This is a genomic window from Bradyrhizobium manausense, assembly GCF_018129685.1.
Taxonomy (GTDB): domain Bacteria; phylum Pseudomonadota; class Alphaproteobacteria; order Rhizobiales; family Xanthobacteraceae; genus Bradyrhizobium; species Bradyrhizobium manausense_D.
Genome location: NZ_JAFCLG010000026.1, coordinates 19,179 through 45,801 on the forward strand (window position 1 = coordinate 19,179; position 26,623 = coordinate 45,801).

A 26,623-nucleotide genomic window follows, 5' to 3' on the forward strand; every position below is an offset into this window, starting at 1 on the left:
CTTACTCCGCCTCTCCCGCTTGCGGGAGAGGCCGACGCGCTCGGAGAGCGCGGCGGGTGAGGGTTCTCACCACTCGGGGACATCCTCCGCAATTCTCGACAATCCCAATGCGGAGACAGCCCCCACCCCAGCCCTCCCCCGCAAGCGGGAGAGGGAGCCGACTGCCAATGCCGCCGCATCCTACACACCATATGCGATTGCCCTGCCCACAAGGGGGGAGGGAACGGAGAGAGCGTTGCCCGGAGCGGGGACATAGCAGCAGCACCCAACCTGATCACGCCGCCTTCGACTCGGCCGCCAGCGACGCAAACGTCTTGCCTTCGGCTGCGAGCTTCTTCAGCAGCGGCGCGGGCTCGAGGCTCGGGTCGTTGGTCTCCCTCGCATAGAAGGCCAGGCGGTCGGCGATGTGCTTGAGGCCGACGCTGTCGGCCCAGAACATCGGGCCGCCGCGATAGATCGGCCAGCCATAGCCATAGAGCCAGACCACGTCGATGTCGGAGGGACGGGCCGCGATGCCCTCTTCGAGGATCTTCGCGCCCTCGTTGATCATCGGATACATCATGCGCTCGAGGATCTCGTCGTCGCTGACGATTCGCTTCTTGCGGCCGAGACGCAGCAGCGTCTCGTCGATCAGCTTCTCGACCTCCGGATCGGGCATCGGCGCGCGGGAGCCGGCCTCATACTTGTAGTAGCCCTTGCCGGTCTTCTGGCCGAAACGGCCGGCTTCGCAGAGCGCGTCCGCGATCTCCGACTTGATGCCGCGGTCCTTGCGCGAGCGCCAACCGATGTCGAGACCGGCCAGATCGCCCATCGCGAACGGGCCCATCGGCATGCCGAACTTGGTGACGACGGCGTCGACCTGCTGCGGCAGCGCGCCCTCGAACAAAAGCTTTTCCGACTGCTTGCCGCGCTGCGCCAGCATGCGGTTGCCGACGAAGCCGTCGCAGACGCCGACCACGGCCGGCACTTTTGCAATTTTGCGCGCAATCGAGACAGCCGTCACGAGGGCATCGGGCGCTGTCTTGTCGGCGCGCACGATCTCGCACAGCTTCATGACGTTGGCGGGCGAGAAGAAGTGCATGCCGAGCACGTCCTGCGGACGCTTGGTCGCCTTCGCGATCTCGTCGATGTTGAGGTACGAGGTGTTGGAGGCGAGCACCGCGCCGGGCTTGGCGTACTGGTCGAGCTTGCCGAACACCTCCTGCTTCACCGCCATGGTCTCGAACACGGCTTCGATGACCAGGTCGGCATCGCCGACGTTCTCGATGCCGACCACGCCGTTGATCAGAGCCATCCGCTTGGCGGGCGCATCCGCCGGGATGCCGCCGCGCGCGGCGGTGGCTTCCCAGTTCTTCTGCATGATGCCCATGCCGCGCTTGAGCTGCTCCTCGCCTGTTTCGATCAGGGTGACGGGGATGCCGGCATTGGCAAAGGACATTGCGATGCCGCCGCCCATGGTGCCGGCGCCCAAAATCGCAACACGGTTAACGGGACGCGACTTGGTGCCCTCGGGGACGCCCGCGATCTTGGCGGCCTCGCGCTCGGCGAAGAAGGCGTAGCGCTGCGCCTTGGACTGGTCGCTGGCGACGAGCTTGAGAAAACCCTCGCGCTCCTTCTTCAGACCTTCGTCGAACGGCAGGTCGATGGCGTAGCCGACCGCATCGGCCGCAGCGAACGGCGCTTCCAGGCCGCGCGACTTCTTGGTCATCGATGCGACCGCATTGGTGAAGATCGAACGATCGGCCTTCGCAGCTGCGAGCTTGGAATCGTCGTCGCGCAGGCGGCGCAGCGGGCGCTTCTCGGCGATCAGCTGGCGGACGAAGGCTTCGCCGCCGGACGCCGGGCCTTCGACGATCTCCTCGATCAGGCCGGCCTTGAGCGCTTCAGCCGCACCGATGGGATCGCCACCCACGATCATCTTCACGGCAAGCTCGGGACCAACCGCGCGCGGCAGGCGCTGGGTGCCGCCGGCGCCCGGCAACAGGCCGAGCTTCACTTCGGGAAGGCCAAGCTTTGCCTCTTTGACAGCCACGCGGAAATGACAGGCAAGCGCGACTTCGAGGCCGCCGCCGAGCGCGGTGCCGTGGATCGCAGCCACGATCGGCTTCGGCGAATTCTCCATCTCGGCGAGCACTTCGTTGAGGCCGGGCGGCTTCGGCGGCTTGCCGAATTCGGTGATGTCGGCCCCCGCAATGAAGGTGCGGCCGGCGCAGGTCAGCACGATGCCCTTGATCGCGGGATCGGCGATGGCGGCCTTGATGCATTCCAGGATTCCACCCCGAACTGCGGCACTCAGCGCATTGACCGGAGGGCTATTGACCGTGACGATCCCGACTTCGTCATGACGCTCAAGCTTGACCACTTCGCTCACGGTTTCCCTCCTTGGTGGGATGTAGTTTTGTTCGATTTCGCGGTGCGGAATTTAATTCCGCATCTTGACGGCAGGGTTATTTTGAAGCACGTGGCTTGTCAACGACTCCGCGCAAGAGCAGATCAGGGATGAAGCGTACAGGAAAGAAGACTGCGACCGATCGGAATTTCGTCGTGGCGCTTTCCCGCGGACTTGACGTATTGCGCGCATTCCAGCCCAGCGACGGACTGCTCGGCAATCAGGAGATTGCCTCCCGCACCAATCTGCCGAAGCCGACCGTTTCGCGGCTGACCTACACGCTGACGAAGCTTGGCTATCTGACGCCGGTTCCCCGTTTCGAGAAATATCAGCTGGCACCGGCCGCAATGGCGCTCGGTTACGCGGCGCTCGCCAATCTCGGCGTTCGGCATTTGTCCGAACCGTTCCGCGAGGAATTGATGCGCGCGACGGGAGGTGCCGTCGCGATCGGCGGCCGCGACCGTCACAGCATGATCTATTTCGGACAGAGCCGCGGCAGCGAGACCGTCGGCGTTCAACTTGACGTCGGCTCGCGCGTGCCGATTGCAACCAGCGCGATGGGCCGCGCCTATTTCTGGGCGCTCGGCGAGGAAGACCGCGCCGAACTGACGCGTGTCCTGCGCGAACATTACGGCAGCCGCTGGCCGAAGATGCGCGAGGGGCTGGAGCGTTCCGGCGAGACGGTTGCCAAGCACGGCTTCGCGATCTCGGTCGGCGACTGGCACGATGACATCGGCGCCGCCGGCGTCGCGCTCAGGCTCAACGACGGAACCGGGCCTTACGCATTCAATTGCGGCGCGCCCGCATTCCGCTTCACGGAAGAGCGATTGATCAACGACATTGGACCCCGTCTGCTTGCGATGGTAAGGAACATCGAAGCGGCACTCGGGGGACTGATGCCGCCATCCAAAAAAGACGACAGCAAAAAGCTGAAATCAGGAGGAAAAGTTGCGCGTGTGGCCGAGGGGATCAGATAGCCTTTGTCATGTCAGGGAGCGGTTCGCATCGCCCCTTCGCCTGCGAAACGGTGTGGGCGAGACGACATGACGCAGGCACAGCTCGCACAGGGGACATCGCCTCTGCTCGCGGTTCGCGACGTCAGCGTCGTGTTCGGCGGCATCGTCGCGCTCAACGGCGTGTCCTTCGAGATGCACAAGGGACAGATCCTCGGATTGATCGGCCCCAACGGCGCCGGCAAGACCACGCTCTTCAATTGCCTCTCCCGCCTCTACCAGCCCTCGTCAGGCGACATCCTGCTGGAAGGCGCGAGCATTTTGACGCGTCCGCCGCACCGGATCGCCGAGATCGGCATCGGCCGCACCTTCCAGAACGTGGCGCTGTTTCCGAACCTGTCGGTGATGGACAATGTCCGCGTCGGCACGCATGCCCGCACCTCCTCCGACATCATCAGCGACTCGCTGCGCCTTGCCTGGGTTCGCCGCGGCGAGAGCGGCGTGAACAAGAAGGTGCACGAGATCCTCGCCTATCTCGACCTCGAGGACGTCGCCCACACCACCGTCTCCGGCCTGCCGTTCGGCACGCAGAAGCGCGTCGAACTGGCGCGCGCGCTGGCGGCAGACCCGAAGATCCTGCTGCTCGACGAACCCGCCGGCGGTCTCAACCACGAAGAGGTGTACATTCTCGGCGACCTCATCCGCCGCATCCGCGACGAGCGCGGCATGACGGTGCTGCTGGTCGAGCATCACATGGGCCTCGTGATGTCGATCGCCGACCACGTCGTCGCGCTGAATTTCGGCAAGAAGCTCGCGGAAGGCACGCCCGCCCAGGTGCAGGCGGACCCCGACGTCATCAAGGCCTATCTCGGGAGCAAGGACCAATGACCGTTCTGCTCAACGTCAAGGACCTGCGCGCCTATTACGGCCAGGTCCAGGCACTCCATGGCCTCTCCTTCTCGCTCAACGAAGGCTCGCTGACGACGCTGCTCGGCGCCAACGGCGCCGGCAAGACCACGACGCTGCGCGCGATCTGCAACATGGTGCGCTCCACCGGCGGCATCGAGTTCGACGGCAAGCCGCTGAACAACCGATCCACCGAAAACATCGTGCGCTTCGGCATCGCCCATGTGCCGCAGGGCCGCGGCACCTTCACCACCATGACGGTGGAGGAGAATCTTCAGCTCGGGGCCATCACCCGCAAGGACAATGCCGGCATCATCTCGGACATCGAGCGCATGTATGCGCACTTCCCGGTGCTGAAGCAGCGGCATACCCAGCAGGCCGGCACGCTCTCGGGCGGCGAGCAGCAGATGCTGGCGGTGGCGCGCGCGCTGATGCTGCGGCCGCGGCTGATGCTGCTCGACGAGCCGTCCTTCGGGCTTGCGCCGCTGGTCGTGCGCGACCTGTTCGGCATCCTCGGCAAGATCAACCGCGAGGACAAGGTGTCGATCCTGGTGGTCGAGCAGAACGCCCAGCTCGCGCTCGAGCTCGCCGACCAGGCCTATGTGATCGAGACCGGCCGTATCGTGATGTCGGGCAATGCCAAGGACATCGCGAACAACGAAGAAATCCGCAAATCCTATCTGGGTTACTGAGGTGAGATGATGGATTCGATCTATCCGCGCGCTCGCTTCACCTCTCCCTTCGGGAGAGGTCGGCGCGTAGCGCCGGGTGAGGGTTTACGGTCCCATTCCGAAGCTGCGGCCCCTCACCCGATTTGCTGCGCAAATCGACCTCTCCCCGCTGGGGAGAGGTGGACCTCCGACGTCGTCGCATTTCACCCCGCATCGGGCAAGTTTTAGGGAGCCGGCACGATGGAGCTATTTACCAACCAGGTGCTGGCCGGCATTGCCACGGGCGCGATCTACGCCTGCATGGCGCTCGCGGTGGTCATGATCTACCAGGCGATCGACCATCTCAACTTCGCGCAAGGCGAGATGGCGATGTTCTCGACCTTCATCTCCTGGCAGCTGATGCAGTGGGGCGTGCCCTATTGGGGCGCCTTCGTGATCACGCTCGCGCTGTCCTTCGTCGCCGGCATCGCCATCGAGCGTATCCTGTTCAAGCCGCTCGCCAAGGCCCCGGTGCTGACCAACGTCGCCGGCTTCATCGCGTTGTTTGCGATCATCAACTCGTCGGCTGGCCTGATCTGGGACTTCACCATCAAGCAATATCCGACCCCGTTCGGCTCCTCGCCGTTCCTCGGCAGCCAGCTGATCTCGACCCACCAGGCCGGCATGATCGGCGTCACCGTGCTGCTGCTGCTCGGCCTGTATTTCTTCTTCCAGTACACAAGGATCGGCCTTGCCATGCGCGCGGCCGCCTCGGTGCCTGAATCGGCGCGCCTCGTCGGCATCAACACGAGCTGGATGATCGCGCTGGGCTGGGGCATGGCGACCGCGATCGGCGCGATCGCGGGCATGCTGATTGCCCCGGTCGTGTTCCTCGAGCCCAACATGATGGGCGGCGTGCTGATCTACGGGTTTGCCGCAGCCGTGCTCGGCGGCCTCACCAGCCCGTTCGGCGCCGTGGTCGGCGGCTTCCTGGTCGGCATCTTCGAGAATCTCGCGGGCACCTACATTCCCGGCGTCGGCAACGAGCTGAAACTCCCGATCGCGCTCGCGCTGATCATCTCCGTCCTGGTCGTCAAACCCGCTGGTCTGTTCGGCCGGCAAATCGTCAAGCGAGTTTGATCATGAGCGCAGTCGAAGACGTCGTCACGGAAGCCCCGGCCGTCGAGGCCGTTCCGAAGCGAGCCATGACGCTGGGAAGCGGCACCTCGATCGTGGTGCTGCTGCTCCTCATCGCCGTGCCGTTGTTTGCGAAGAACTTCGTCATCTTCCAGCTGACCCAGCTCCTGTATCTGGGCCTCGCCGTGCTGGCGCTGAACATCCTGACCGGCGGCTCGGGCCAGTTCTCGCTCGGACAGAGCGCGTTCTACGGCATCGGCGCCTACATCACGGCCGTGATGATGGAGCAGTTCAACATCCCCTACTTCCTTTGCCTGCCGGTCGCGGGCGTGCTTTGCTTCGGCGTCGGCTTCCTGTTCGGCCAGCCGGCGCTGCGGCTCTCCGGCGTCTATCTCGCGCTGGCGACCTTCGCGCTCGCCACCGCGATGCCGCAGCTGCTCAAGCTGAACTTCCTCGAGAAGTGGACCGGCGGCGTGCAGGGCCTCGTCGTCACCAAGCCGGATGCGCCGTTCGGGCTGCCGATGTCGCAGGACATGTGGCTCTATTACTTCACGCTCGTCGTCGTGCTCGCGATCTACATCTTCTCGGTCAATTTGCTGCGCTCCCGCTCCGGCCGCGCCTTCATGGCGATCCGCGACAACGAGATCGCGGCCTCCGCCATGGGCGTCAACGTCGCACTCTACAAGACGCTGGCCTTCGGCGTCTCTGCCGGAATCACCGGCGTCGCCGGCGGTCTCAGCGCGATCGCGGTGCAGTTCGTCGCGCCCGACAGCTTCACCATCACGCTCGCGATCCAGCTGTTCCTCGGCATGGTCGTCGGCGGCGTCGGCTGGCTGCCCGGCTCGATCATCGGCGCGGCCTTCATCATCTTCGTGCCGAACATCGCCGAAGGCATCTCCAAGGGCCTCTCCGGCGCCGTGTTCGGCGTGCTCCTGTTCCTCGTCATCTACCTCGTGCCGCACGGCGCAAGGCAAGTCGCGATCCTGGGCCAGCAATTCGCCGGACGGCTCAGAAAGAACTGAAACGCTTCAATCAAGGATGGAGACCAAATTGACTTTCGGAAGAACACTGCGAACCACCGCACTCGTAACGGCGGTCGCGACCCTCACCTCCGGCGCAGCACTCGCTCAGAAGAAATACGACACCGGCGCGACCGATACCGAGATCAAGATCGGCAACATCATGCCGTACAGCGGTCCGGCCTCGGCCTATGGCATCATCGGCAAGACCGAAGAAGCCTATTTCAAAATGATCAACGACAAGGGCGGCATCAACGGCCGCAAGGTCAACTTCGTCACCTATGACGACGGCTATTCGCCGCCGAAGGCCGTCGAGCAGGTCCGCAAGCTGGTCGAGAGCGACGAGGTGCTCGCCGTGTTCAACCCGCTCGGCACGCCCTCGAACTCCGCGATCCAGAAATACCTGAACGCCAAGAAGATCCCGCAGCTGTTCGTCGCGACCGGCGCCACCAAGTGGAACGACCCGAAGAACTTCCCCTGGACCATGGGCTGGCAGCCCTCCTACCAGAGCGAAGCGCATATCTATGCCAAATGGCTGATGAGGGAGAAGCCCGACGCCAAGGTCGCGATCCTCTATCAGAACGATGATTTCGGCAAAGACTACCTCAAAGGAACCAAGGACGGTCTCGGTGCGAAGGCGTCCTCCATGATCATCATGGAAGAAAGTTATGAAGTCTCCGAGCCATCAATCGACGGTCACATCGTCAAGATCAAGTCTGCCAATCCCGACGTGCTTCTGATCTACGCGACACCGAAGTTCGCGGCCCAGACCATCAAGAAGACCGCGGAGCTCAGCTGGAAGCCGCTCCAGATCCTCACCAACGTGTCGATCTCGGTCGGCAGCGTGATGAAGCCGGCCGGTTTCGAGGCCTCGCAGGAGGTGCTCTCGGCGGCTTATGCCAAGGATTCCACCGACCCGCAGTGGAACAATGACCCCGGCATGAAGACGTGGAACGAGTTCGTCGACAAGTATATGCCCGGCGCCGACAAGACCGACACCGGCATGGTCTACGGCTACGGCGCGGCCTCGACCATGGCCAAGGTGCTGGAGCAGTGCGGCGACGATCTCACCCGTGCCAACCTCATGAAGCAGGCGGCGAGCCTGAAGGATTTTGCTCCGGACACGCTTCTGCCCGGCGTCAAGATCAACACCAGCCCCACCGACTTCGCGCCGATTTCGCAGCTCCAGATGCAGCGGTTCAAGGGCGAGAAGTGGGAACTCTTTGGCGAGATCATCAGCGGCGACGTCGCCTCCGAATGACGCGCTGACGTCGCAGCCCAAGCCGGTCCACGCCGACAAAGCCCCCGCGAACGATCGCGGGGGCTTTTTGTTGACGTCAGATATCAAATTTGTTCAATGCGACGCCGATCCTGGTGAGGTGGGAGTGAGATGACTGCCGTTCGATTTCCGGTTGTAGCGCTGTTTGCCGCGTTCGCGTTGTGCACTGCGATGAACACTGCCGCTCTGGCGCAGAAGGCCTACGACAACGGCGCCTCCGATACCGAGATCAGAATCGGCAACATCATGCCCTATAGCGGCCCGGCCTCGGCCTACGCCGCGATCGGCAAGGCCGAGGAAGCCTATTTCAACAAGATCAATGCCGAGGGCGGCATCAACGGCCGCAAGATCAAGTTCATCTCGTATGACGATGCCTATTCGCCGCCGAAGACGGTGGAGCAGGCGCGCAAGCTGGTCGAGAGCGACAACGTGCTCTTGATCTTCGGCTCGCTCGGAACCTCCACCAACGGCGCGATCCGCAAATACATGAACGAGAGCAAGGTGCCGCAATTGTTCGTGGCGAGCGGCGCCTCGAAGTGGAACGACCCGAAGCAATACCCCTGGACCATGGGCTGGCAGCCGAGCTACGCGAGCGAAGCGAAGATCTACGCCAAATACATCATGAAGGAGAAGCCCGACGCGAAGATCGGCGTGCTCTACCAGAACGACGATTTCGGCAAGGACTATCTGAAGGGACTGAAAGAGGGGCTCGGCGACAAAGCCCCGATGATCGTGCTGGAAGAGCCCTACGACACCTCCGAGCCCGCGATCGACGAGCATGTCGTGAAGCTGAAGGCTTCGGGCGCCGACGTCTTCATCAGCATCACAACGCCGAAGTTTGCGGCGCAAGCGATCAAGAAGGCGGCCGAGATCGCCTGGCACCCGATGCACATCGTCTCCAACGTCTCGACCTCCGTCGGCGGCGTGATCGAGCCGGCGGGCTACGAGATCTCGCAAGGCATCCTGTCGGCGAGCTACCTCAAGGACGGCTCCGACCCGCAATGGAATGCCGATGACGGCATGAAGAGGTTCTACAACTTCATCGCGCAATACGATCCGAAGGCCAACAAGCTCGATGTCGGCGTCGTGTTCGGTTACGCCGCTGCACAAACCATGGCGAGGGTGTTGCAGATGTGCGGCGACAACCTGACCCGAGACAACGTCATGAAGCAGGCCGCAAGCCTGAAGGATTTCGCACCCGATACGCTGCTGCCCGGCATCAGGATCAACACCGCGCCCGACAATTTCGCCCCGATCGAGCAGCTCCAGATGATGCGGTTCACAGGCAAGGCCTGGGAATTGTTCGGCGACGTCATCTCCAGCAACCTCGCTCACTGACATCAACCCAGAATAGCCCGCCAAGCATCGAGCAACCCAAGGACGGCGCCGCCGTCTCGCAGTTGCACAGGCGCCGCTGACTACTAAAGAAGCAGCCCCTGCGACGATGTCGCGGGGGCTTTCTGTTGAAGGGCAAAGGCAAATCGTATTGAATTGCCGGTGCGCCGCCAAAAACAATCAAGCCAAAAAAAGGAGCGCACACACCAAGAAAATCAAGGGAGATTGGAATGCCCGCTGTCACCGGCAAGTTTGCGGTTGCGTCACTGGCGCTCGCGCTCATTGCGGCCTCGACCTCCATCGCCTCGGCCCAGAAAAAATACGACACCGGCGCGACCGACACCGAGATCAAGGTCGGCAACATCATGCCCTACAGCGGACCAGCTTCCGCCTACGGCCTCATCGGGCGGACCGAAGCCGCCTATTTCAAGAAGATCAACGAGGAAGGCGGCATCAACGGCCGCAAGATCAACTTCATCTCCTACGACGATGCCTATTCGCCGCCGAAGGCGGTCGAGCAGGCCCGCAAGCTCGTCGAGAGCGACGAGGTGCTGTTCATCTTCAACTCGCTCGGCACGCCGTCGAACTCGGCGATCCAGAAATACATGAACTCGAAGAAGGTGCCGCAGATCCTGGTCGCGACCGGCGCCACCAAATGGAACGATCCGAAAAATTTCCCCTGGACCATGGGCTGGCAGCCGTCCTACCAGAGCGAGACGCAGATCTATGCGAAATGGCTGCTCAAGAACAAGCCGGACGCCAAGATCGCCGTGCTGTTCCAGAACGACGACTACGGCAAGGACTATCTCAAGGGTCTGAAGGATGGTCTCGGCGCAAAGGCCGCTTCGATGATCGTTGCGGAGGAAAGCTATGAAACCTCCGAGCCAACCATCGACAGCCATATCATCAAGCTGAAATCGAGCAATGCCGACGTCTTCATGAACATCACGACGCCGAAATTCGCGGCGCAGGCGATCAAGAAGATCGCGGAGGTCGGCTGGAAACCGCTGCACTTCCTCAACAACGTCTCGGGCAACGTCGGCGCCGTGCTCAAGCCCGCAGGCTTCGAGAATGCGCAGGACATCATCTCCGCCGACTACCTCAAGGACGTGTCGGATCCGCAGTGGAAGGATGATCCCGGCATGAAGGACTTCCTCGCTTTCATGGATAAGTACTTTCCCGAAGGCGACAAGCTCGACCACGGCACCGTCGTCGGCTACGGCGTGGCGCAGACGCTGGTCCAGATCCTGAAGCAGTGCGGCGACGATCTCACGCGCGAGAACGTCATGAAGCAGGCGGCAAGCCTGAAGAACTTCCGCACCGAGGTGCTGCTGCCGGGCATCCAGATCAACACTTCCCCGACCGACTTTGCCCCGATCAGCCAGCTCCAGCTCGAACGGTTCAAGGGCGAGAAATGGGATCTGTTCGGCGACGTGATCAGCGCCGACGTCGGCGGCTAGCGTCTCAATTATCCCGACAATGAAAAGCCCCCTGCGAGATGATCGCAGGGGGTTTTTGCTGCGCCGGATATCATCACGCGATTGCACAATCGAATGATGGTAATGGCTGCTTACCCTTTCGCGCCCGATGCGCTAGGCAGGGAATGGCGGTGCCCGCGCCGTCGCCCTAGTCTGCTCAAGAGTCTGCTGAAGGCCAATCGTCATGACCGATCGACGCCCCCTGCTCCGCGCGCTCTACGACGCCGCCGTTGCCGCCGCCCATCCGAGCACCATCCTGGCGCCTCACCTGCGCCCCGCGCCGAAGGGGCGCGTGATCTGCCTCGCCGCCGGCAAGGGCGCCGCCGCGATGGCCGCGGCTGCCGAGCGGCATTATCTCGACACGCTGGGGCTCGCGCCGGAGCGCCTCCTCGGTATCGCAACCACGCGCCACGGCTATGGCGTGCCGACCCGCCGCATTCGCGTCGTCGAGGCCGGCCATCCCGTGCCCGACCAAGCCGGCCTGAAGGGCGCGGCCGACACGCTCGCGCTCGCGGGTGAGGCGGGGCCGGACGACCTGCTGCTGGTGCTGCTCACCGGCGGCGGGTCGGCGAACTGGATCGCGCCGGTGGACGGGATCAGCTTTGCGCAGAAGCAGGCCGTCAACAAGGCACTGCTGCGCTCGGGCGCGCCGATCGGCGAGATGAACGTCGTGCGCAAGCATCTCTCGCGCATCAAGGGCGGACGCCTCGCGCGCGCCGGCCGGAACGCCGCCGAGATCGTGACGCTCGCGATCTCCGACGTGCCGCATGACGATCCTTCCGCGATCGCCTCGGGTCCCACCGTGCCCGATCCGACCACGCTCGCCGATGCGCGCGCGATCGTCGCGAAGTACAAGCTCGCCATCGACGATGCCGTGGCCCGCGCGCTCGACGATCCCGCCAATGAGAGCTGCAAGCCGGGCGATGCCGCCTTTGCGCGCGCCACGTTCGAGCTGATCGCGCGGCCCGGGCAATCGCTCGACGCCGCGGTGAAGCTCGCCAAGCAGGCCGGCTACGAGACCATCGATCTCGGCGCCGATCTCGAAGGCGAGGCCCGCGAGGTCGCGGCCGATCACGCAAGACGCGCGCTTGCCGCACGCGCGCAGGGCAAGCGCGTCGCGATCCTCTCCGGGGGCGAGCTCACGGTGACCGTGCGCGGCAATGGCCGCGGCGGCCCCAATCAGGAATACGCGCTGGCGCTGGCCTCTCTGTTGAAGGACACGCCCGACATTTCGGCGCTCGCCGGCGACACCGACGGCGCCGACGGCGGTGCCGGCCACCCCACCGACCCCGCTGGCGCGCTGATCGATGCGGCGACGTTCGCCAGGATGAAGGCGCAGGGACTTCAGCCGCAGGCCTATCTCGACAACAACGACGCGACGACGTTCTTCGAGGCGACGGGGGATCTGCTGCAGCCGGGGCCGACGCTGACGAATGTAAACGACATCAGGGTGATTTTGGTGGATTGAGAGTAGGGCGAGCAGAACTCACCTTACCCTCCCCTGGAGGGCTACGGTATTCACACATCGAGGTTGAAGACGGCAGGGATGTCTGATTCCGTATTGTCCGACTGAAGGGGAGGACGGCATGGAAGCTGGACTGGGACGGTTTGGCGACCGTCGCCTGCAAAAAGGGGGGCGTTCCTTCTGGGCCGCCTCGTTGCCTCGGGCGGCAGAAAGTTACGGGTGCGTCGATTGGGCGGCTCTCGGGCAGGAGAGATCCGTCTGACGCGGCTTTTGCGCAATGAAGCATTCAGCTGTGAGGAGATGCTGACGGAAGCAGCCGGGCGGACGGCAGAACGCTGCATGGGACGGCATGTCCTGGCGATCCAGGACACGACTGTGCTGCGCTCGGAAGGTGGCGGGGGTGAGTATCTGCATGCCGTATTAGCTCTGGATGCGCAGGACGGCGCGCGATCCTGGGGCTGATCGGTGGCAGCTTCCTGGAGCGCAAGGAGGGCCGGCGGGCAGCGCGCCGCTCCGTACCGATCGAAGAGAAGGAGAGCTTCCGATGGCTGGAAGGCGCTGACCATGCAGCATCTGTATGCGCCGGCGCGGCTTCCGTGACGGTGATTGCCGATCGCGAGAGCGATATCTTTGAGGCTTTTGCGTTGCGTCCGGAGCGCGTCGAATTGCTAGTACGTGCGGCCCATGATCGCGCGCTGGCCGATGGCCATACGCTATTTGCGCGAGCCGATGCACTGCCTGCGATGGGGCGAGCGGAGCTGGAGTTGCCCGCCAAGCCCGGCCGCAGGCAGCGCACCGCGCAGCTTGAAATACGCTTCATGCCGGCAAGGCTTGCCCGCCCCAAAAATGGATTGCGCGCCGACTTGCCGGAAAGCGTAGTCGTGAACGTCATTGATGTCCGCGAGATCAACTCGCCGGCTGGAGAGGCGCCGATTCACTGGCGGCTTCTAACGACACACACAGTGGCCAGTGAGGCGGAGGCCTGGGGGACGGTCGATCTTTATCGGCAACGCTGGGCAATTGAACAGCTGTTCCGCGTCCTCAAGAGCGCAGGCTTCGATATCGAAGATGTGCAGATTGAGGACAAGGCCCCCCGCGACCGGCTGATAACTGCGACGCTGATCGCGGCGGTGTGCATCCAGCAACTTGTGCACGCCCGTGATGGTGGTCCGGGAACGCTACGGCCTCTGAGCGATGCATTCGAGCCCGAGGACATCCCACTTATCGAGGCCTGCTGCGCCGACCTTGAAGGCAAGACGGAGCGGCAGAAAAACCCCCATCCGAAGGGATCGCTCGCGCGCGCAGCCTGGGTCTGCGCGCGTCTGGGCGGATGGACCGGCTATTACGGCAAGCCGGGCCCCGTCGTCATACTTCAGGGCTGGCTGGAGTTCCAAGCTATGAAGCGCGGCGCAAACCTCATAATGCGCCGAGGCGATCTGTGAATCCGGTAGCCCCTGGAGGGGGAGGGTCGGCGCGAAGCGCCGGGGTGGGGTGATCTCTCCGCACGGGCACCGCCTCGATGGATAGACTGTCACCCCACCCCACCCCGCTTCGCATCTCGCTTCGCTCATGCGAATCGACCCTCCCCCTCCAGGGGAGGGTAAGAGCTCAAAATTCGTTGGCGATCTTCGACAGCATCTCCAGCAGCGCCTCGCGGTTGGCCTGCCCCAAAAGCTCGTTGAGCCGCGACTCGTGCTTGGTGGCGACGAGCTTTTTGGCGCGTGTCAGCACGGCCTTGCCTTTGTCGGTCAGCACCAGAATGTGCGAGCGGCGGTCGTTGGTGGAGCGGATCCGGGCGCAGAGGTCGCGGCTTTCGAGATTGTCGAGCAGGGCCACGAAATTCGGCCGGAGGATGCCAAGGGTGGAGGCAATCTCGGTCTGGTTACGGCCCGGGTTCTTCTCGACCAGCAGCAGCACGGAGAACTGCGCCGGCGTCAGCTGGAGCGAGGCCATGCAGTGCAGGAAGTTCTCGAACACCTTGAGCTGCGCCCGCTTCAGCACGTAGCCGAGCTGCTCGGAGAGCTCGCCGAGCTGGAGGGCCTCGGGCAAGCCTTCGGGCGCATCCTTGCGGCCCCTGGTCCCGTCACCGGCCTTTTCAGCAGACTTTTCAGCGGTTTTCGAAACGGTCATCGCCTCATGCTCGCAATCCCGCTAAATTCGGGATGGGTCGTTCGCCACCCTTGAGATTATATTTGATAATTGTTATGGACCATATCAAATATCGCCGTCGTATTTCAATGGCTGTGAGGGGACCGTCCACCGCAATTGCGGAGACCGGCCCTTGATCTAAGGGGGAGCGTCCGGTCTTGAACACCACCATCATGCTGTTTCTGGTGCAGGACGGCATCACCAATGGCGCGATCTATGCGCTGCTCGGCCTGGCGCTGGTGCTGGTGTTCGCCGTCACCCGCGTCATCCTCATCCCCCAGGGCGAATTCGTCACCTATGGCGCGCTGACCTATGCCTCGCTGGCCTCGGGCCAGATGCCGGGCACGGCCAAGCTGGCGCTGGCCATGGGCATTGTCGCCTGTGGCTTCGACCTGTTCGCGGCCCGCAAGACGCTGCATGGCCGGTTGATCCTGCGCAGCGTCCTCGCCAACGTCGTGCTGCCGGCGATCGTGCTGGCGCTGACGATCAACCTCGCCGCCCAGAAGCCGCCGGTTGCGGTCTGCATCGCACTGTCGCTGGTGATCGTGGCGATGATCGGGCTCTATCTCTACCGCATCGCGTTCCAGCCGCTGGCCCATACATCGGTGCTGGTGCTGCTGATCGCCTCGGTCGGCACGCATTTGGCCCTGCAGGGCCTCGGCCTGTTGTTCTTCGGCGCCGAGGGTCAGCGCGGACCTGCCGTGCTGTCAGGCGCCTTCACCGCGGGATCGCTGCGCTTCACCGGCCAGAGCCTCACCGTCTACGGCATCACCATCGCCTTCATTGTCGGTCTGTGGCTGTTCTTCGGCCTGACACTCTACGGCAAGGCGCTGCGCGCCACCGCCGTCAACCGGTTGGGCGCCCGGCTCGCCGGCATCCGCACCACGCTGTCCGGACAGATCGCGTTCCTGCTGGCCTCCGTCATCGGCGCGCTGTCGGGGATCATGATCGTGCCGATCACGACACTCTATTACGACAGTGGCTTCCTGATCGGCCTGAAAGGCTTCGTCGCCGCGATCATCGGCGGTCTCGTCAGCTATCCCCTCACCGCGGTCGCGGCCCTGTTCGTCGGCATCGTCGAGGCGTTCTCGTCCTTCTATGCCTCCAACTACAAGGAGGTGATCGTGTTCATGCTCCTGATCCCCGTGCTGCTGCTGCGCTCGCTCGCGGCCCCCGCCGTCGAGGAAGAGAAGGACTGAGCGCGATGCAGAGCCGGCTTCCCATCCTCGTCTTCGCCCTCGTCATGGCAGCGATCCCGTTCATCCCGGGCATGCCGCCGTTCTGGATCGTGCTGCTCGACAATATCGGGCTCGCCGCGCTGGTTGCGATGGGCCTCGTGCTGCTTACCGGTGTCGGCGGCCTCACCTCGTTCGGACAGGCCGCCTTCGTTGGCTTTGGTGCCTACACCACCGCGCTGCTGACGACGGCCTACGGCCTGTCCCCGTGGCTGACCTTGCCGCTGTCGCTGCTCGTGAGCGGATTGCTGGCGGTGCTGCTCGGCCTGGTCACGGTCCGCCTCTCCGGCCACTATCTGCCGCTGGGCACGCTGGCCTGGGGGCTCGGCCTGTTCTACCTCTTCAGCAAGCTGGAATTCCTCGGCCGCAACGACGGCATCTCGGCGATCCCGCCGCTGTCGATCGGTTCGTTCAGGATGCTCTCACCCGGCTCGATCTATTTTGCGATCTGGGTCGCGGTGATCCTCGCCGCGCTGCTCACGACGAACCTGCTGGACTCCCGCACCGGCCGCGCCATCCGCGCGCTCAGGCGCGGCCATGTCGCGGCCGAGGCGTTCGGCGTGCACACGCCACGCGCCAAGCTCTTGGTGTTCATCCACGCCGCCGTGCTCGCCGGCCTCTCCGGCTGGCTCTACGCCCATCTCCAGCGCGCGGTGAACCCGACGCCATTCGGGGCGCAGGCCGGCATCGAATATCTCTTCATCGCCGTAGTCGGCGGCGCCGGCTATGTCTGGGGCGGCGTGCTGGGCGCGGCGATCGTCGTGATCCTGAAAGAGGTGTTGCAGAGCTATCTGCCGTTGATCGTGCCCGGCTCCGGCCAGGTCGAGACCATCGTGTTCGGCATCATGCTGGTGGCGCTGCTCCAGCTCGCACCCGGCGGCGTCTGGCCCTGGCTGATGTCGTTCCTGCCCGAACGGTCAGGCGGCAAGAAGCCCGATACCTCGCTCAAGCTCGAGCAGCGCATCCGCCGGTCCGGCGAAGCCGGCGTCCTGCTCCACGTCGAAAAAGCGCGAAAGCAATTCGGCGGCGTGATCGCGGTCAACAACGTCTCCTTCGACGTCCAGGCCCGCGAGATCGTCGCGCTGATCGGACCGAACGGCGCCGGCAAGAGCACCACGTTCAACCTGATCACCGGCGTGCTGTCGGCGACATCGGGGTCGATCTCGGTGCTCGGCAAGCCGGTCGACAACGCGCCGCCGCAGGAGATCGTCAAGCTCGGCATCAGCAGGACCTTCCAGCACGTCAAGCTCGTGCCTGACATGACCGTGCTGGAGAATGTCGCGATCGGGGCGCATCTGCGCGGCCATTCCGGACCGATCTCCTCGATGCTGCGGCTCGACCGCGCCGATGAGGCCAGGCTGCTGGCGGAAGCCGCGCGCCAGATCGAGCGCGTCGGCCTTGCCGACCAGATGCACCAGCTCGCAGGATCGCTGTCGCTCGGCCAGCAGCGCATCGTCGAGATCGCCCGCGCGCTATGCGTCGATCCGATGCTTCTGCTGCTCGACGAGCCGGCCGCGGGCCTCCGCCACATGGAGAAGCAACAGCTCGCAAAGCTGCTGCGCGATCTGCGCGACGGCGGCATGAGCGTGCTGCTGGTCGAGCACGACATGGGCTTCGTGATGAATTTGGCCGACCGCATCGTGGTGCTCGATTTCGGCACCAAGATCGCGGAGGGCACGCCCGCCACGATCAAGACCAATCCCGAAGTCATCAAGGCCTATCTCGGAGTGGCGGCATGAGCGCGCTGTTGTCAGTCACTGACGCGCACGTCGCCTATGGCAAGGTCGAAGCCGTCCGCTCGGTCGGGCTCGACGTCGGCGAGAACGAGATCGTCACCATCGTCGGCGCCAACGGCGCCGGCAAGACCACGCTGCTCTCGGCCATCATGGGCATTTTGCCGCTGAAGGGCCGCGTCGCCTTTGCAGGGCAAGACCTCGCCCGGCTCGACATCGAGGATCGCGTCGCAATGGGGCTCGGCCTCGTGCCTGAACATCGCGAATTGTTCGTCACCATGAATGTCGAGGACAATCTCGAGCTGGGCGCCTTCCGCATCGAGCGGAGCCGCGCGAAGGCCTCGATCGAGCGAATCTACACGCTGTTTCCGCGCCTCAAGGAGCGGCGCAAGCAGCTTGCCGGTACGCTGTCCGGCGGCGAGCAGCAGATGCTCGCCATGGGCCGCGCCCTGATGGGCGAGCCCAAGCTCTTGATGCTGGACGAGCCGAGCCTCGGCCTCGCGCCGATCATCGTCGCCGACATCTTCCGCATCGTCACCGAGCTGAGGGCCAGCGGCGTCTCCGTGCTGCTGGTCGAGCAGAACGCGCAGGCCGCGCTCAAGATCGCGGACCAGGCCTATGTGATGGAGCTCGGCGAGTTCGTGCTCAGCGGCAAGGCCAGCGATATCGCGGCGAATGAGCGGGTGGCGGCGAGCTATCTCGGCTTCCAGCACGAAGGTGCGAGCGTGTAGTTACCCGCGCTGCGCGGTCCGTACAAAGCCCCAGGCGGCGATTGCGGACATCAGCAGCGAGATCAGCACGTTGTAGCCGGCGAGCGACAGGCCAAGGAAGCGCCATTGCACCTCGTCGCAGCGCACCACCTTGACGGTGTCGAGCCGCGACAGCAGATCGCCGGCGCTGCCGAGATTGACGACCGGACCGGTGCAGTCGGTCGGCCCCTTCCAGAACCCCCATTCGACGCCGGAATGATAGGTGCCGAGGCCGGCATTGGCGAGCGTCGCCAGCGCCAGGATCGCAAGCCCCGCCAGCAGCAGCGGCCGCGGCGCGCCGCTCCGCGCAGCGAGCACGGTGAGCAGGCCGAGCGGGATCGCAAGATAATAGGCGTAGCGCTGCTCCAGGCAGAGCGGGCAGGGCAGGATGTCCAGGACGAGCTGGAAAAACCAGGCGCCTGCAATCGTCGCCGCCGCGATCAGGGCGACGGCCAGCGAGGCCGTCAGCGCGGGGCCGCCGGCGGCGGTGCGAAATGCGGGTATTGCGGCGCTCTGGGTCGTCACGGCGGCCTCTTCGGATGGGGTCGTGGCGCTAAGGCTGTAATCCGCGACCGAGCCCCTGTCGAGAACGTCAGGGATCACTTTGGCGCGGGTTGACCCGGCTTTTTCCATGGCTATAGTCCGCCGGCTTCGCGACGCCCTCACCGGGGGCCGACCGAGGGCCCCTGTGGCGGAATTGGTAGACGCGCTCGACTCAAAATCGAGTTCCGCAAGGAGTGCTGGTTCGATTCCGGCCAGGGGCACCACGCTCCGCCCATTCGGGCTTCGCGTGGCGCGGCCATGCAAAATCGCCGGAAGCGACACGTGTCCCGACGACCTGCGCCACAGCGTCTTCAAATATTCGACCAACGACCGCCGCTCGTCAGCTCAGGGCCGATGACGCCGGGCGGGAGTTTCCTGATGTCGCGCATGACGGTCAACATCGAAATCGCGACAGGAAGCAGGCGCATTCTGGAATATCTGTTCTCGCCTCTCGTCGAGACGGCTTCCGAAGCCTTCAAGGAAAGGTAAGGCGGCGTCGCAAATTTGCGGCAACTGGCGCGGCCCGATCGTAGGCCGTAACCATTGTATAGTTCTTGCGCGGGCCCGACACGACGTGGCGAATGACAAAGCTGCCGTCGGAGCGGAACGTGTAGGTCGACTGATAATGGTCGAGATTGCACAGATGACTCGCCCTGCCGTTCAACGCGCCGGCTTCGGATGCCGACAGTGAGATCGCGTGGAACGGCCGCAACGGGGTCTCCTTGAAGAGAACCTCGAATCCCCGCTCGGTTCTGCGGAAGACGTACTCGCGAGAGGCCTCGAGCTCAGTGCCGTTGCGGAGCCTCAAGCGTCCCTGTTCGCGATAGGCCAGGCTCTTCGAGTCCAACGGCGTGAAGGTCGCAAGGCCCTGCATGCACCCCTGGCCTTCGATCGCCCGCTCGAACGACCACGCGCCGGCCAGCCGCGCCATCACCTCGCAGGCCGCGCCCCAACCATCGATCGCCGTTTCGTTCATGTCCTTCTCAACCCGACAGCGCTCCGCCGGGACTGCGCGTTCGACTTCGCCGCTCCATTACCTATATCCTGGGCGAACGCGTGTCGATGCAGCGAGCAGGTGATGGCCAGGAGACACACGACCGGACCCACGACCGAAACGGATGCCGACGACCTGCCGCGTTACTTCGTCTGGGTCCGGGGCCTCGAGGGGCCCGAGCCGCAGAAATGGGGCGAGATGGAGTTCGGTATCGGCGACTGGAAGCGTCCGCTCGTGCTTGCCTGGCTGGAACTGCCGGCTGACGAACGGCGCCTGCCGCTGTCGATGCTGGCGCGGCGCTATCCGCCGCCGCGGGTGGAGTCGTTGTAGGCGCGGCCTCACCTGCCCCGCGCCGCCGTCGGCGTCAGGCCGAACCTGCGGCGAAAGCACCGGTTGAAATAGGATAGATCGTTGAAGCCGCAGGCAAAGGCGATGTCGCTGATGCGTCCATCGCGATCGACGAGCAGATCGGCGGCCTTGCGCAGCCGCAATTCGGTCAGGCGCGTGGTGAAGCTGGCACCGGCCTCGAACAAGAGCTCGTTGACGTAACGCTCGGAAAGGCCGGCCGCGATGGCCAGCTTCTGCGCGGAAAAATCCGGCTCGTGGAAGCGCGCCTCCAGAATCGACAGCACGGCTTTCAGCCGCACTGCGCGCAGGCCCCGCCGTCGTGCCGCCGCGGCAACGTCGCTGCGCGCCCCCAAACCGATCGCGGCGAGATCCATCAAATGGGTTGCGATCGCCATGCCGGCCTCGTCGGCGGCGGCGGGATGGCGCAGCAGCAGATCGCTGTAATCCATCGCCAGCGACAGCGCGCCGCCGGCCTCGAGTTCGCGGCCGACGAGGCTGTCCACATCGTTGACCATCGCACGCAACGAATCCACCGGCAGATGTACGTTGGTGAAGCGCTTCCGGCTCGCGCCGTCGGCGGCGAAAAACGGCTCGTCGAGCTTGAGCAGCACGATCGATCCCGGCCGCATGGTGAACTCGCGGCCGCGATGGATCACCTGCGAGGGACGATCGCCGGTATTGCGCGCCAGGCAAAAGCGGTCGTCGCCGGTCTCGACCACCTGGCGCTTTTCGCGCCGCACCGTGACGAAGCTGCCGTCGCAGCGGCCAAGCAAGGTTGTGCCGATATGGATCGAGTTCATCGCGGCGCGAAACGGCACGTCGGAGGCCGGATCGAGCTCGCCGGTATTGGAAAAATGCTCGAACAGCTCGGCGAAGCGGATGAAGCGCTGCCGCTCCGACAGGTCCGGCGGCAGCATCTCGGTCGACAACGACTTCCTGATGACAGACATCGAGAACGGCTTTTCGAGAATGGCTTTTCCGAGCTTCTTCAAAAAACGACTTGGGCGCTCTCCGAGCCTTGCAGGCTGGACATGAACGCCCGCTGAAACCTGCGCGCCAAGCTATCAGCACGCCGACTTGAATCAAGTCGCGCCGGTCAGTCCAAGCCGCAGGCCGGCCGGCGCCGGACAGTCCAAGACGGCCGGACGCCCTCATTCTATTCAATCAGCGGATGCGAGGTCCCGCCACACGTGAATCGCGTCCGGGCAACCGGGCGGCCCCAGCCTGACGCCCGCTGGAGGAGACAACGACATGCGAACCTCTCTCACCCGCAGCTTCGTGCTCGGCGGCGCCATCGCAACCAGCCTCTGCATCGGCTATGCGCTCGGCGCGCAACCGCACATGGACGAGGCGCTGGCGATCCTGCAATCGGCCCGCGCGGAGCTTGCCAAGGCCGAGCCCAACAAGGGCGGCCATCGCGAACGGGCGCTCGGGCTGATCGACCAGGCCATGGCCGAGGTCCGCGCCGGCATCGCGTTCGCAGCCACCCATTGATGCGGCAAGATGCAGGACCACACATCATGATACGAATCGCCTTCGCCGCGGCGCTCGCGCTCGGCGCGATCGCCAGCTCTGCCCAGGCCATGCCGCTGGCGCCGTACGGCGCACAGGGACGTGGCGATGTCATCGCTGTCGCCGGCGGCTGCGGCACCGGCTGGCACCGCGGCCCCTATGGCGGCTGCCTGAGAAACTACGCCGACCCCGCCGCGCATGCCTGCCCGCGCGGCTACCATATCGGGCCCGGCGGCGGATGCCGCGGCAATGGAAAATAAGAGCCCTCCGCGGCTTCGCAACACAGGGATGCCCGGGCTCGCCCGGGCATTTCTCTTGTCGGCCTCTTACCGGCTTCTTGCCGGCTTCTTGCCGGCCGCTCCGCGGATGGCGGACGCGGCGTCGCCGCTGCTCCCTCGCTCTGCTCGGAGCGCAGCGCGGCAAACAAATTCGATATTTTGTGACATAGCACACTTGTACAACGAAAGATTGCGAGGCAGTTTAAGCACGCGATCCGCATAGGCATTGCCACCCAACATTGCATTCGTGGCAATCGCAGATTTTTTTGATCGACCGGTCACGCTCGGAGATGCCGACCCTGGCCGACGAACAGCTGTGCTCACTTGAGATTTTTGGAGCGCACGTATGAGCAACGATTGGAGGCCCGCAAGGAGCCTTGAAGTCCTGCTGAGGCAGGTCAACGAGATGGCGCCGGGTCGCGACAAATCGAGCGACGGAATGCTCGGCGACCAATCCCATCAAATGCGCACATCCGATCACAACCCCGACGCCAATGGCGTGGTGACCGCGATCGACATCACCCATGATCCGGCACATGGCGTCGATGCGGGCGATCTGGCGGAAACGCTCCGCCAGTCGCAGGACAAGCGCATCAAGTACATCATCTCCAATCGCCGGATCGCCTCGAGCGTCGTCTCACCCTGGCAATGGCGTCCCTACAGCGGCCCAAATGCTCACGAGCATCATGTTCATGTCTCCGTCATGGACACACCGAGCCTCTATGACGATACGACAGCCTGGCAGATCGATCCCAACCTCATGCGGCGGGCGAAGATCGTTCCCGAAGCGGTGGCCGGCAGCACGACCCGTTGCATCAACATCACGGCAACTGAATTCGGCGGCAGCGCCGACAAGGACCAGAAGAGCGCCTATGACGGCCACCACATCGATGATGTCGAGCTTGGCGTCGCCCTGCCGGCTCGTTTCTCCGGACCGCGCCCTCAGGTTCGGGTCACGAACAGGGCGAACGGCAAGTCGGTGGTCTGCAACATCGTCGATGTCGGACCGTGGAACATCCGCGATCCCTATTGGGAGAAGGGCGCAAGGCCGCAAGCCGAGTCCGGCACCGACCTGACGGGACGCAAGACCAACGGCGCCGGCATCGACCTGACGCCGGGCGCGGCGCGCGCGATCGGCATCCCGGGCAAGGGCGTTGTCGATTGGGAATTCGTCGGCGCAGGGCAAGGTCCGCAGGCAAACCCGGACGCTGTGCTGGCAATTGTCGCACTGCTACAAAAAATCGCGAAGGACGGAGCCATCAAGATGCCGCTTTCATCCGACGACGTCAGCACCCTTCTCCAGCAGCTGATCAAGATTCTCGGCGGTCAAAATCCAGCGCCCGGGCCGGCGGCTCCGGCGCCCGCACCGGCTCCTGACCCTGCGGCCGATCCTACCGCGGCGATCATTGACCTGATCGCCAAGCTGATCGTGCCGGCGATCAGCAAGCAGATTCCGCAGCTCGGTCAGGTGAATGGCGCGCTGGGACAGACGATCGGCGATCTCCTCAACGGCAAGAAGACCGCGATCGGAATCTTCGGCAGCCTCGCCTCGTGGCTTGCGCCGATCATCGGCTCTCTCTTCAGTGGCTCCGGCGTGGCGGCCGGCCTGGGGGCGGGAGCTGGCGCAGGCGCACTGGGGCTCGTTCCGCAGATCGGCGTGCCGATCTTCATTGCCATGACGCTCTGGGGAATCCTCGGCAAGATGGAGAAGTGGAACCAGGGCAACGTCCCTTTATCGCAGCCGCCGAAATAGCAGGCGGGGAGCCGAGGCGGCATCACGGAGGTGGGGGCATGACCGACTATTTTACGAAGGCTCAGGCCGAAGATCTCATTACGGAGGAAAAAGCCTTCATCGCGAGCAGCCGCGCGCGGGATGGGCGAACAGATTGGTATGGGCTCGCGCTCTCCGGCGGCGGCATCCGATCGGCAATCTTTGGTCTTGGCGCGCTCCAGGCGCTCGCGGCCAAGAACGTCATGCCGAGCTTCGACTATATGTCGACCGTATCCGGCGGCGGCTATGTCGCTGCCGCACTGCAATGGCTCTGGCGAAACGATCCTGCCACCGGATCGTCAGAAGCAGGTTTTCCCTTTGGAGCCACACGCGAATATCGCTGCGGCGAAGACGCCAAGGACAAGCGGCTCGCCTATCTTCGCTCGCACGGGCAATACCTTATCCCGGACGAGCATCTGTCGATCTGGTCGCTGAGCGCCGTGGTCACTCGCACCCTGTTTCTGAACCTTTCGGTCTGGCTGCCGATCGGCGCGCTGGCCTATATCGTCATGATGCTGCTGTCCCGGCTGCTCGAAAAGATTCCATACATCGACAAGCTTCCCAATCTCCTGGCATTCGTGATGGCCTCGCGGTGGCGGAACGACTGCGAAGGCGATGCGCTGGCGATTTGCAAGGGCGCGGCCGAGACGGCTGCCGCGGCGGCTTCGGCAGCGCATATTCCGGGCGGAGCCCAGATCTGCACGGCGGCGACCAGCCTGGCAGCCAAAGCGATGCAGCCAGCTTGTTTTTGGAAGCTCGACCTTTTTTTCGAAATCTGCCTGGTGGCGGCTATGCTGTGGATCGCCCGCTTCGCGCTGTGGGCGATCGGGTTCTCGATCGATACCCGGATATCTCCGAAGCAGGACGTAACGCCGAACCCCCGCCTGCGCCTGCTGTGCGGTGCACTTTCGCTGTTCTGCGGCTTGGTCTTTTTGAGACTGACCCTCTGGTTCTTGTTCACGAATGAGCCGGTTTTAGATCCCTTCAGCTTCGCCGTCGGGATCCTGTTCCTCGTCTTTGCCTACCTGGCGGGCGTTCTCTATCGGCTTCAGAAGGCGAACCGGACGGTCTCTGCGAACTACAACTGGCGGCGCCTGTTCGAGGTCAAGGCCGGATGGTCGCTGCCTTGGATCACCATCCTGATCGCACTCGGCACGATCCCCGTCATTCCCTATCTGCTGATCAACAAAGCCGGCTTCGCTGTAAAAGCGGGCGCAGCTGTCGCCTCGCTCGCGAGCGGGCTCTATGCGGCCGTATTCGGCCATCAGGCACAGGCTTCACAAAGCGCACCGACGGATCTCAGCAGGTGGATCCTGATGGTCGCCTCGGCGATCTTCATCTACTCCATCGCGGTCGTCGCCTACGCCATCGCGCAGTTCTGGCTCGACCCGAACTTTCTGCTGGATTCAAGCGATGCCGAGCTCGCATCCAATCTGATCCGCGCCGGCATCACGGCTTGGGTTTGCGTCGCGCTCCTGATGGCATCATTCACGAACATCAACTATGTCGGGTTGCATCGCTTCTATCGAGATCGCCTGATGGAAGCGTTCATGCCCTCGGACGATGCGGTCCGGCGCAATGTCATCGATTTTTCGCCATTCGCCGACCGGCTTTCGATCGCCGATCTGTGGCCGCCGCCGCGGAATCCAGCCACGCCCGCGCAGCCGCGCGACATTCCCTACCCTATCGTCAACACCAACGTGATCATGATGAATGATTCCGACCGCTTGCTGTCATGGCGAGGTGGCGACAACTTCATCGTGAGCCCCTTGTTCGTCGGCTCGGCTGCGACCGGATGGGAGCGAACGCGCAACTACATCAGCAAGAACGGACCGATCTCGGTGCCCTCGGCGGTGGCGGCCTCGGGCGCAGCCATCAACGCAAACGCGGCCTATGTCGGCGCCGGCGTCACGCGCGACCGGCTGGTCTCGATCGTCCTGGTGCTGCTCAATCTTCGGCTCGGCATGTGGGCGACGCGTCCTGATGATCATGGTCCCGGTCGCCTGAAGCGCGAGCCCAACCATTGGTCACCCGGCTTTCGCTACGGCCTGACCCGTTCGGGCTATCGGTCCGACAGCACTTTCGTCGAACTCACCGATGGCGGTCATTTCGACAATTCGGGCATCTACGAGCTCGTGCGCAGGAAATGCGCGGTCATCGTCGCGATCGACGGCGAGGAGGATCCAAGCATGGCGCTGCCGGCTCTCTATTCGGTGGTTCAACGCGTCCGCGAGGATTTCAAGGCCAAGATCGACCTGAACGGGGTCTTGGACGAACTCATTCCGGAGAAGGGCAAAGGCTATCCGGAGGGCGTCAGCTTCGTCACGCGCCCCTATTTCGTCGCCCCGATCACCTACGATGGCGGCAGCAGCGGTGTCCTGATCTACGTGAAGCTCTCGCTCGCACAGGGACTGGGGTTCGACGCCCTGGGCTACCGCGCCCAGCACACGGATTTCCCACACCAGCCAACCCTGGATCAGTTCTTCGTGCCCGAGCAGGTCGAGGCATACCGCAGCGTCGGCTTCCTGAACATGGACAAGGCGATCGGCGAGCTCAATCTCGGCCCTGGTCATATCGATACAAACGCGGTGGTTACGGCGTATCAAAACCGGCCGCAGCCACAGCCCCCCGCGCAGCCATCACCCCCGGCGACTCCGGCGCGGCCTAATCCGTAGGACGACCGATGTTACGGTCATTGGAC

The 26,623-nt window shown here is 64.0% G+C and carries 24 protein-coding genes and 1 tRNA gene; 20 read left to right on the forward strand and 5 right to left on the reverse strand.

From position 1 onward, the window contains the following. Positions 1-274: 274 nt before the first annotated feature. Positions 275-2,371: a 3-hydroxyacyl-CoA dehydrogenase NAD-binding domain-containing protein gene (locus JQ621_RS31985; protein WP_212240937.1), complete on the reverse strand. Its 2,097-nt coding sequence runs from the start codon at positions 2,369-2,371 to the stop codon at positions 275-277. A 128-nt stretch (positions 2,372-2,499) separates the two neighbouring features. Between JQ621_RS31985 and JQ621_RS31990 the strand changes: the two genes are divergently transcribed. The 11 genes from JQ621_RS31990 to JQ621_RS32035 all read left to right on the forward strand — a co-directional run bounded on the left by JQ621_RS31990 (position 2,500) and on the right by JQ621_RS32035 (position 14,053). Further along, positions 2,500-3,366 carry an IclR family transcriptional regulator gene (locus JQ621_RS31990; RefSeq protein ID WP_212240939.1) on the forward strand — a complete coding sequence of 289 codons (867 nt, stop codon included), beginning with the start codon at positions 2,500-2,502 and terminating at the stop codon, positions 3,364-3,366. A 66-nt stretch (positions 3,367-3,432) separates the two neighbouring features. Then, positions 3,433-4,230, forward strand: a complete 798-nt coding sequence (locus JQ621_RS31995; protein ID WP_212240941.1) for an ABC transporter ATP-binding protein — start codon at positions 3,433-3,435, stop codon at positions 4,228-4,230. After that, positions 4,227-4,940 carry an ABC transporter ATP-binding protein gene (locus tag JQ621_RS32000; RefSeq protein ID WP_212240942.1) on the forward strand — a complete coding sequence of 238 codons (714 nt, stop codon included), beginning with the start codon at positions 4,227-4,229 and terminating at the stop codon, positions 4,938-4,940. Before JQ621_RS31995 ends, JQ621_RS32000 begins: the two co-directional genes overlap by 4 nt. A 219-nt stretch (positions 4,941-5,159) precedes the next feature. Further along, complete coding sequence (locus JQ621_RS32005; RefSeq protein WP_212240943.1) at positions 5,160-6,038, forward strand: branched-chain amino acid ABC transporter permease; 879 nt, start codon at positions 5,160-5,162, stop codon at positions 6,036-6,038. Positions 6,039-6,040: 2 nt separating this feature from the next. After that, a complete protein-coding gene (locus tag JQ621_RS32010; protein WP_212240944.1) occupies positions 6,041-7,057 on the forward strand; it encodes a branched-chain amino acid ABC transporter permease in 1,017 nt (338 codons plus the stop codon). Positions 7,058-7,085: 28 nt separating this feature from the next. Continuing rightward, positions 7,086-8,315, forward strand: coding sequence for an ABC transporter substrate-binding protein (locus tag JQ621_RS32015; protein WP_212240945.1), 1,230 nt, complete (start codon positions 7,086-7,088; stop codon positions 8,313-8,315). Between the two features lie 129 nt (positions 8,316-8,444). Continuing rightward, positions 8,445-9,671, forward strand: a complete 1,227-nt coding sequence (locus JQ621_RS32020) for an ABC transporter substrate-binding protein (protein WP_212240946.1) — start codon at positions 8,445-8,447, stop codon at positions 9,669-9,671. Positions 9,672-9,898: 227 nt separating this feature from the next. Then, positions 9,899-11,128: an ABC transporter substrate-binding protein gene (locus tag JQ621_RS32025; RefSeq protein ID WP_212240947.1), complete on the forward strand. Its 1,230-nt coding sequence runs from the start codon at positions 9,899-9,901 to the stop codon at positions 11,126-11,128. Between the two features lie 202 nt (positions 11,129-11,330). Next, complete coding sequence (locus JQ621_RS32030; protein WP_212240948.1) at positions 11,331-12,614, forward strand: glycerate kinase type-2 family protein; 1,284 nt, start codon at positions 11,331-11,333, stop codon at positions 12,612-12,614. A 336-nt stretch (positions 12,615-12,950) separates the two neighbouring features. Next, positions 12,951-13,073: a hypothetical protein gene (locus JQ621_RS35825; RefSeq protein WP_283813220.1), complete on the forward strand. Its 123-nt coding sequence runs from the start codon at positions 12,951-12,953 to the stop codon at positions 13,071-13,073. Positions 13,074-13,087: 14 nt separating this feature from the next. Further along, complete coding sequence (locus tag JQ621_RS32035; protein ID WP_249125703.1) at positions 13,088-14,053, forward strand: IS4 family transposase; 966 nt, start codon at positions 13,088-13,090, stop codon at positions 14,051-14,053. Between the two features lie 166 nt (positions 14,054-14,219). Here the strand turns inward: JQ621_RS32035 and JQ621_RS32040 are convergent, their stop codons facing one another. Continuing rightward, positions 14,220-14,741 (reverse strand): MarR family winged helix-turn-helix transcriptional regulator, encoded by a 522-nt coding sequence (locus JQ621_RS32040; RefSeq protein ID WP_212240949.1) that lies wholly within the window; start codon positions 14,739-14,741, stop codon positions 14,220-14,222. A 176-nt stretch (positions 14,742-14,917) separates the two neighbouring features. Here JQ621_RS32040 and JQ621_RS32045 point away from each other — a divergent pair, with 176 nt between their 5' ends. From JQ621_RS32045 to JQ621_RS32055, 3 genes are read left to right on the forward strand one after another with little or no spacing between them, the layout of a single operon-like run. After that, complete coding sequence (locus JQ621_RS32045; RefSeq protein ID WP_212240950.1) at positions 14,918-15,958, forward strand: branched-chain amino acid ABC transporter permease; 1,041 nt, start codon at positions 14,918-14,920, stop codon at positions 15,956-15,958. A gap of 5 nt (positions 15,959-15,963) precedes the next feature. Continuing rightward, on the forward strand, positions 15,964-17,733 hold the full coding sequence (locus JQ621_RS32050) for a branched-chain amino acid ABC transporter ATP-binding protein/permease (RefSeq protein WP_212240951.1): 1,770 nt from the start codon (positions 15,964-15,966) through the stop codon (positions 17,731-17,733). Continuing rightward, positions 17,730-18,458, forward strand: coding sequence for an ABC transporter ATP-binding protein (locus JQ621_RS32055; RefSeq protein ID WP_212240952.1), 729 nt, complete (start codon positions 17,730-17,732; stop codon positions 18,456-18,458). The genes JQ621_RS32050 and JQ621_RS32055 overlap by 4 nt, the downstream gene beginning before the upstream one ends. On the opposite strand, the gene JQ621_RS32060 is transcribed toward JQ621_RS32055, so the two are convergent. After that, positions 18,459-19,001: a disulfide bond formation protein B gene (locus JQ621_RS32060; protein WP_212240985.1), complete on the reverse strand. Its 543-nt coding sequence runs from the start codon at positions 18,999-19,001 to the stop codon at positions 18,459-18,461. 157 nt (positions 19,002-19,158) lie between these two features. Here JQ621_RS32060 and JQ621_RS32065 point away from each other — a divergent pair. Beyond that, a tRNA-Leu gene (locus JQ621_RS32065) sits at positions 19,159-19,243 on the forward strand. A gap of 251 nt (positions 19,244-19,494) precedes the next feature. On the opposite strand, the gene JQ621_RS32070 is transcribed toward JQ621_RS32065, so the two are convergent. Next, positions 19,495-19,995, reverse strand: a complete 501-nt coding sequence (locus tag JQ621_RS32070) for a DUF6314 family protein (RefSeq protein ID WP_212240953.1) — start codon at positions 19,993-19,995, stop codon at positions 19,495-19,497. Between the two features lie 102 nt (positions 19,996-20,097). Here JQ621_RS32070 and JQ621_RS32075 point away from each other — a divergent pair, with 102 nt between their 5' ends. After that, positions 20,098-20,343: a hypothetical protein gene (locus tag JQ621_RS32075; RefSeq protein WP_212240955.1), complete on the forward strand. Its 246-nt coding sequence runs from the start codon at positions 20,098-20,100 to the stop codon at positions 20,341-20,343. An 8-nt stretch (positions 20,344-20,351) separates the two neighbouring features. On the opposite strand, the gene JQ621_RS32080 is transcribed toward JQ621_RS32075, so the two are convergent. Further along, positions 20,352-21,311, reverse strand: a complete 960-nt coding sequence (locus tag JQ621_RS32080) for an AraC family transcriptional regulator (protein WP_212240956.1) — start codon at positions 21,309-21,311, stop codon at positions 20,352-20,354. 301 nt (positions 21,312-21,612) lie between these two features. Here JQ621_RS32080 and JQ621_RS32085 point away from each other — a divergent pair, with 301 nt between their 5' ends. The 4 genes from JQ621_RS32085 (at position 21,613) to JQ621_RS32100 (ending at position 26,597) form a co-directional block, all read left to right on the forward strand. Then, entirely contained in the window at positions 21,613-21,855 is a 243-nt protein-coding gene (locus tag JQ621_RS32085; RefSeq protein ID WP_212240957.1) for a hypothetical protein, read from the forward strand. A gap of 26 nt (positions 21,856-21,881) precedes the next feature. Continuing rightward, on the forward strand, positions 21,882-22,133 hold the full coding sequence (locus tag JQ621_RS32090; protein ID WP_212240958.1) for a GCG_CRPN prefix-to-repeats domain-containing protein: 252 nt from the start codon (positions 21,882-21,884) through the stop codon (positions 22,131-22,133). A 364-nt stretch (positions 22,134-22,497) separates the two neighbouring features. Continuing rightward, entirely contained in the window at positions 22,498-23,904 is a 1,407-nt protein-coding gene (locus tag JQ621_RS32095) for an RlpA-like double-psi beta-barrel domain-containing protein (protein ID WP_212240959.1), read from the forward strand. Positions 23,905-23,942: 38 nt separating this feature from the next. Further along, positions 23,943-26,597, forward strand: coding sequence for a patatin-like phospholipase family protein (locus JQ621_RS32100; protein ID WP_212240960.1), 2,655 nt, complete (start codon positions 23,943-23,945; stop codon positions 26,595-26,597). Positions 26,598-26,623 lie beyond the last annotated feature (26 nt).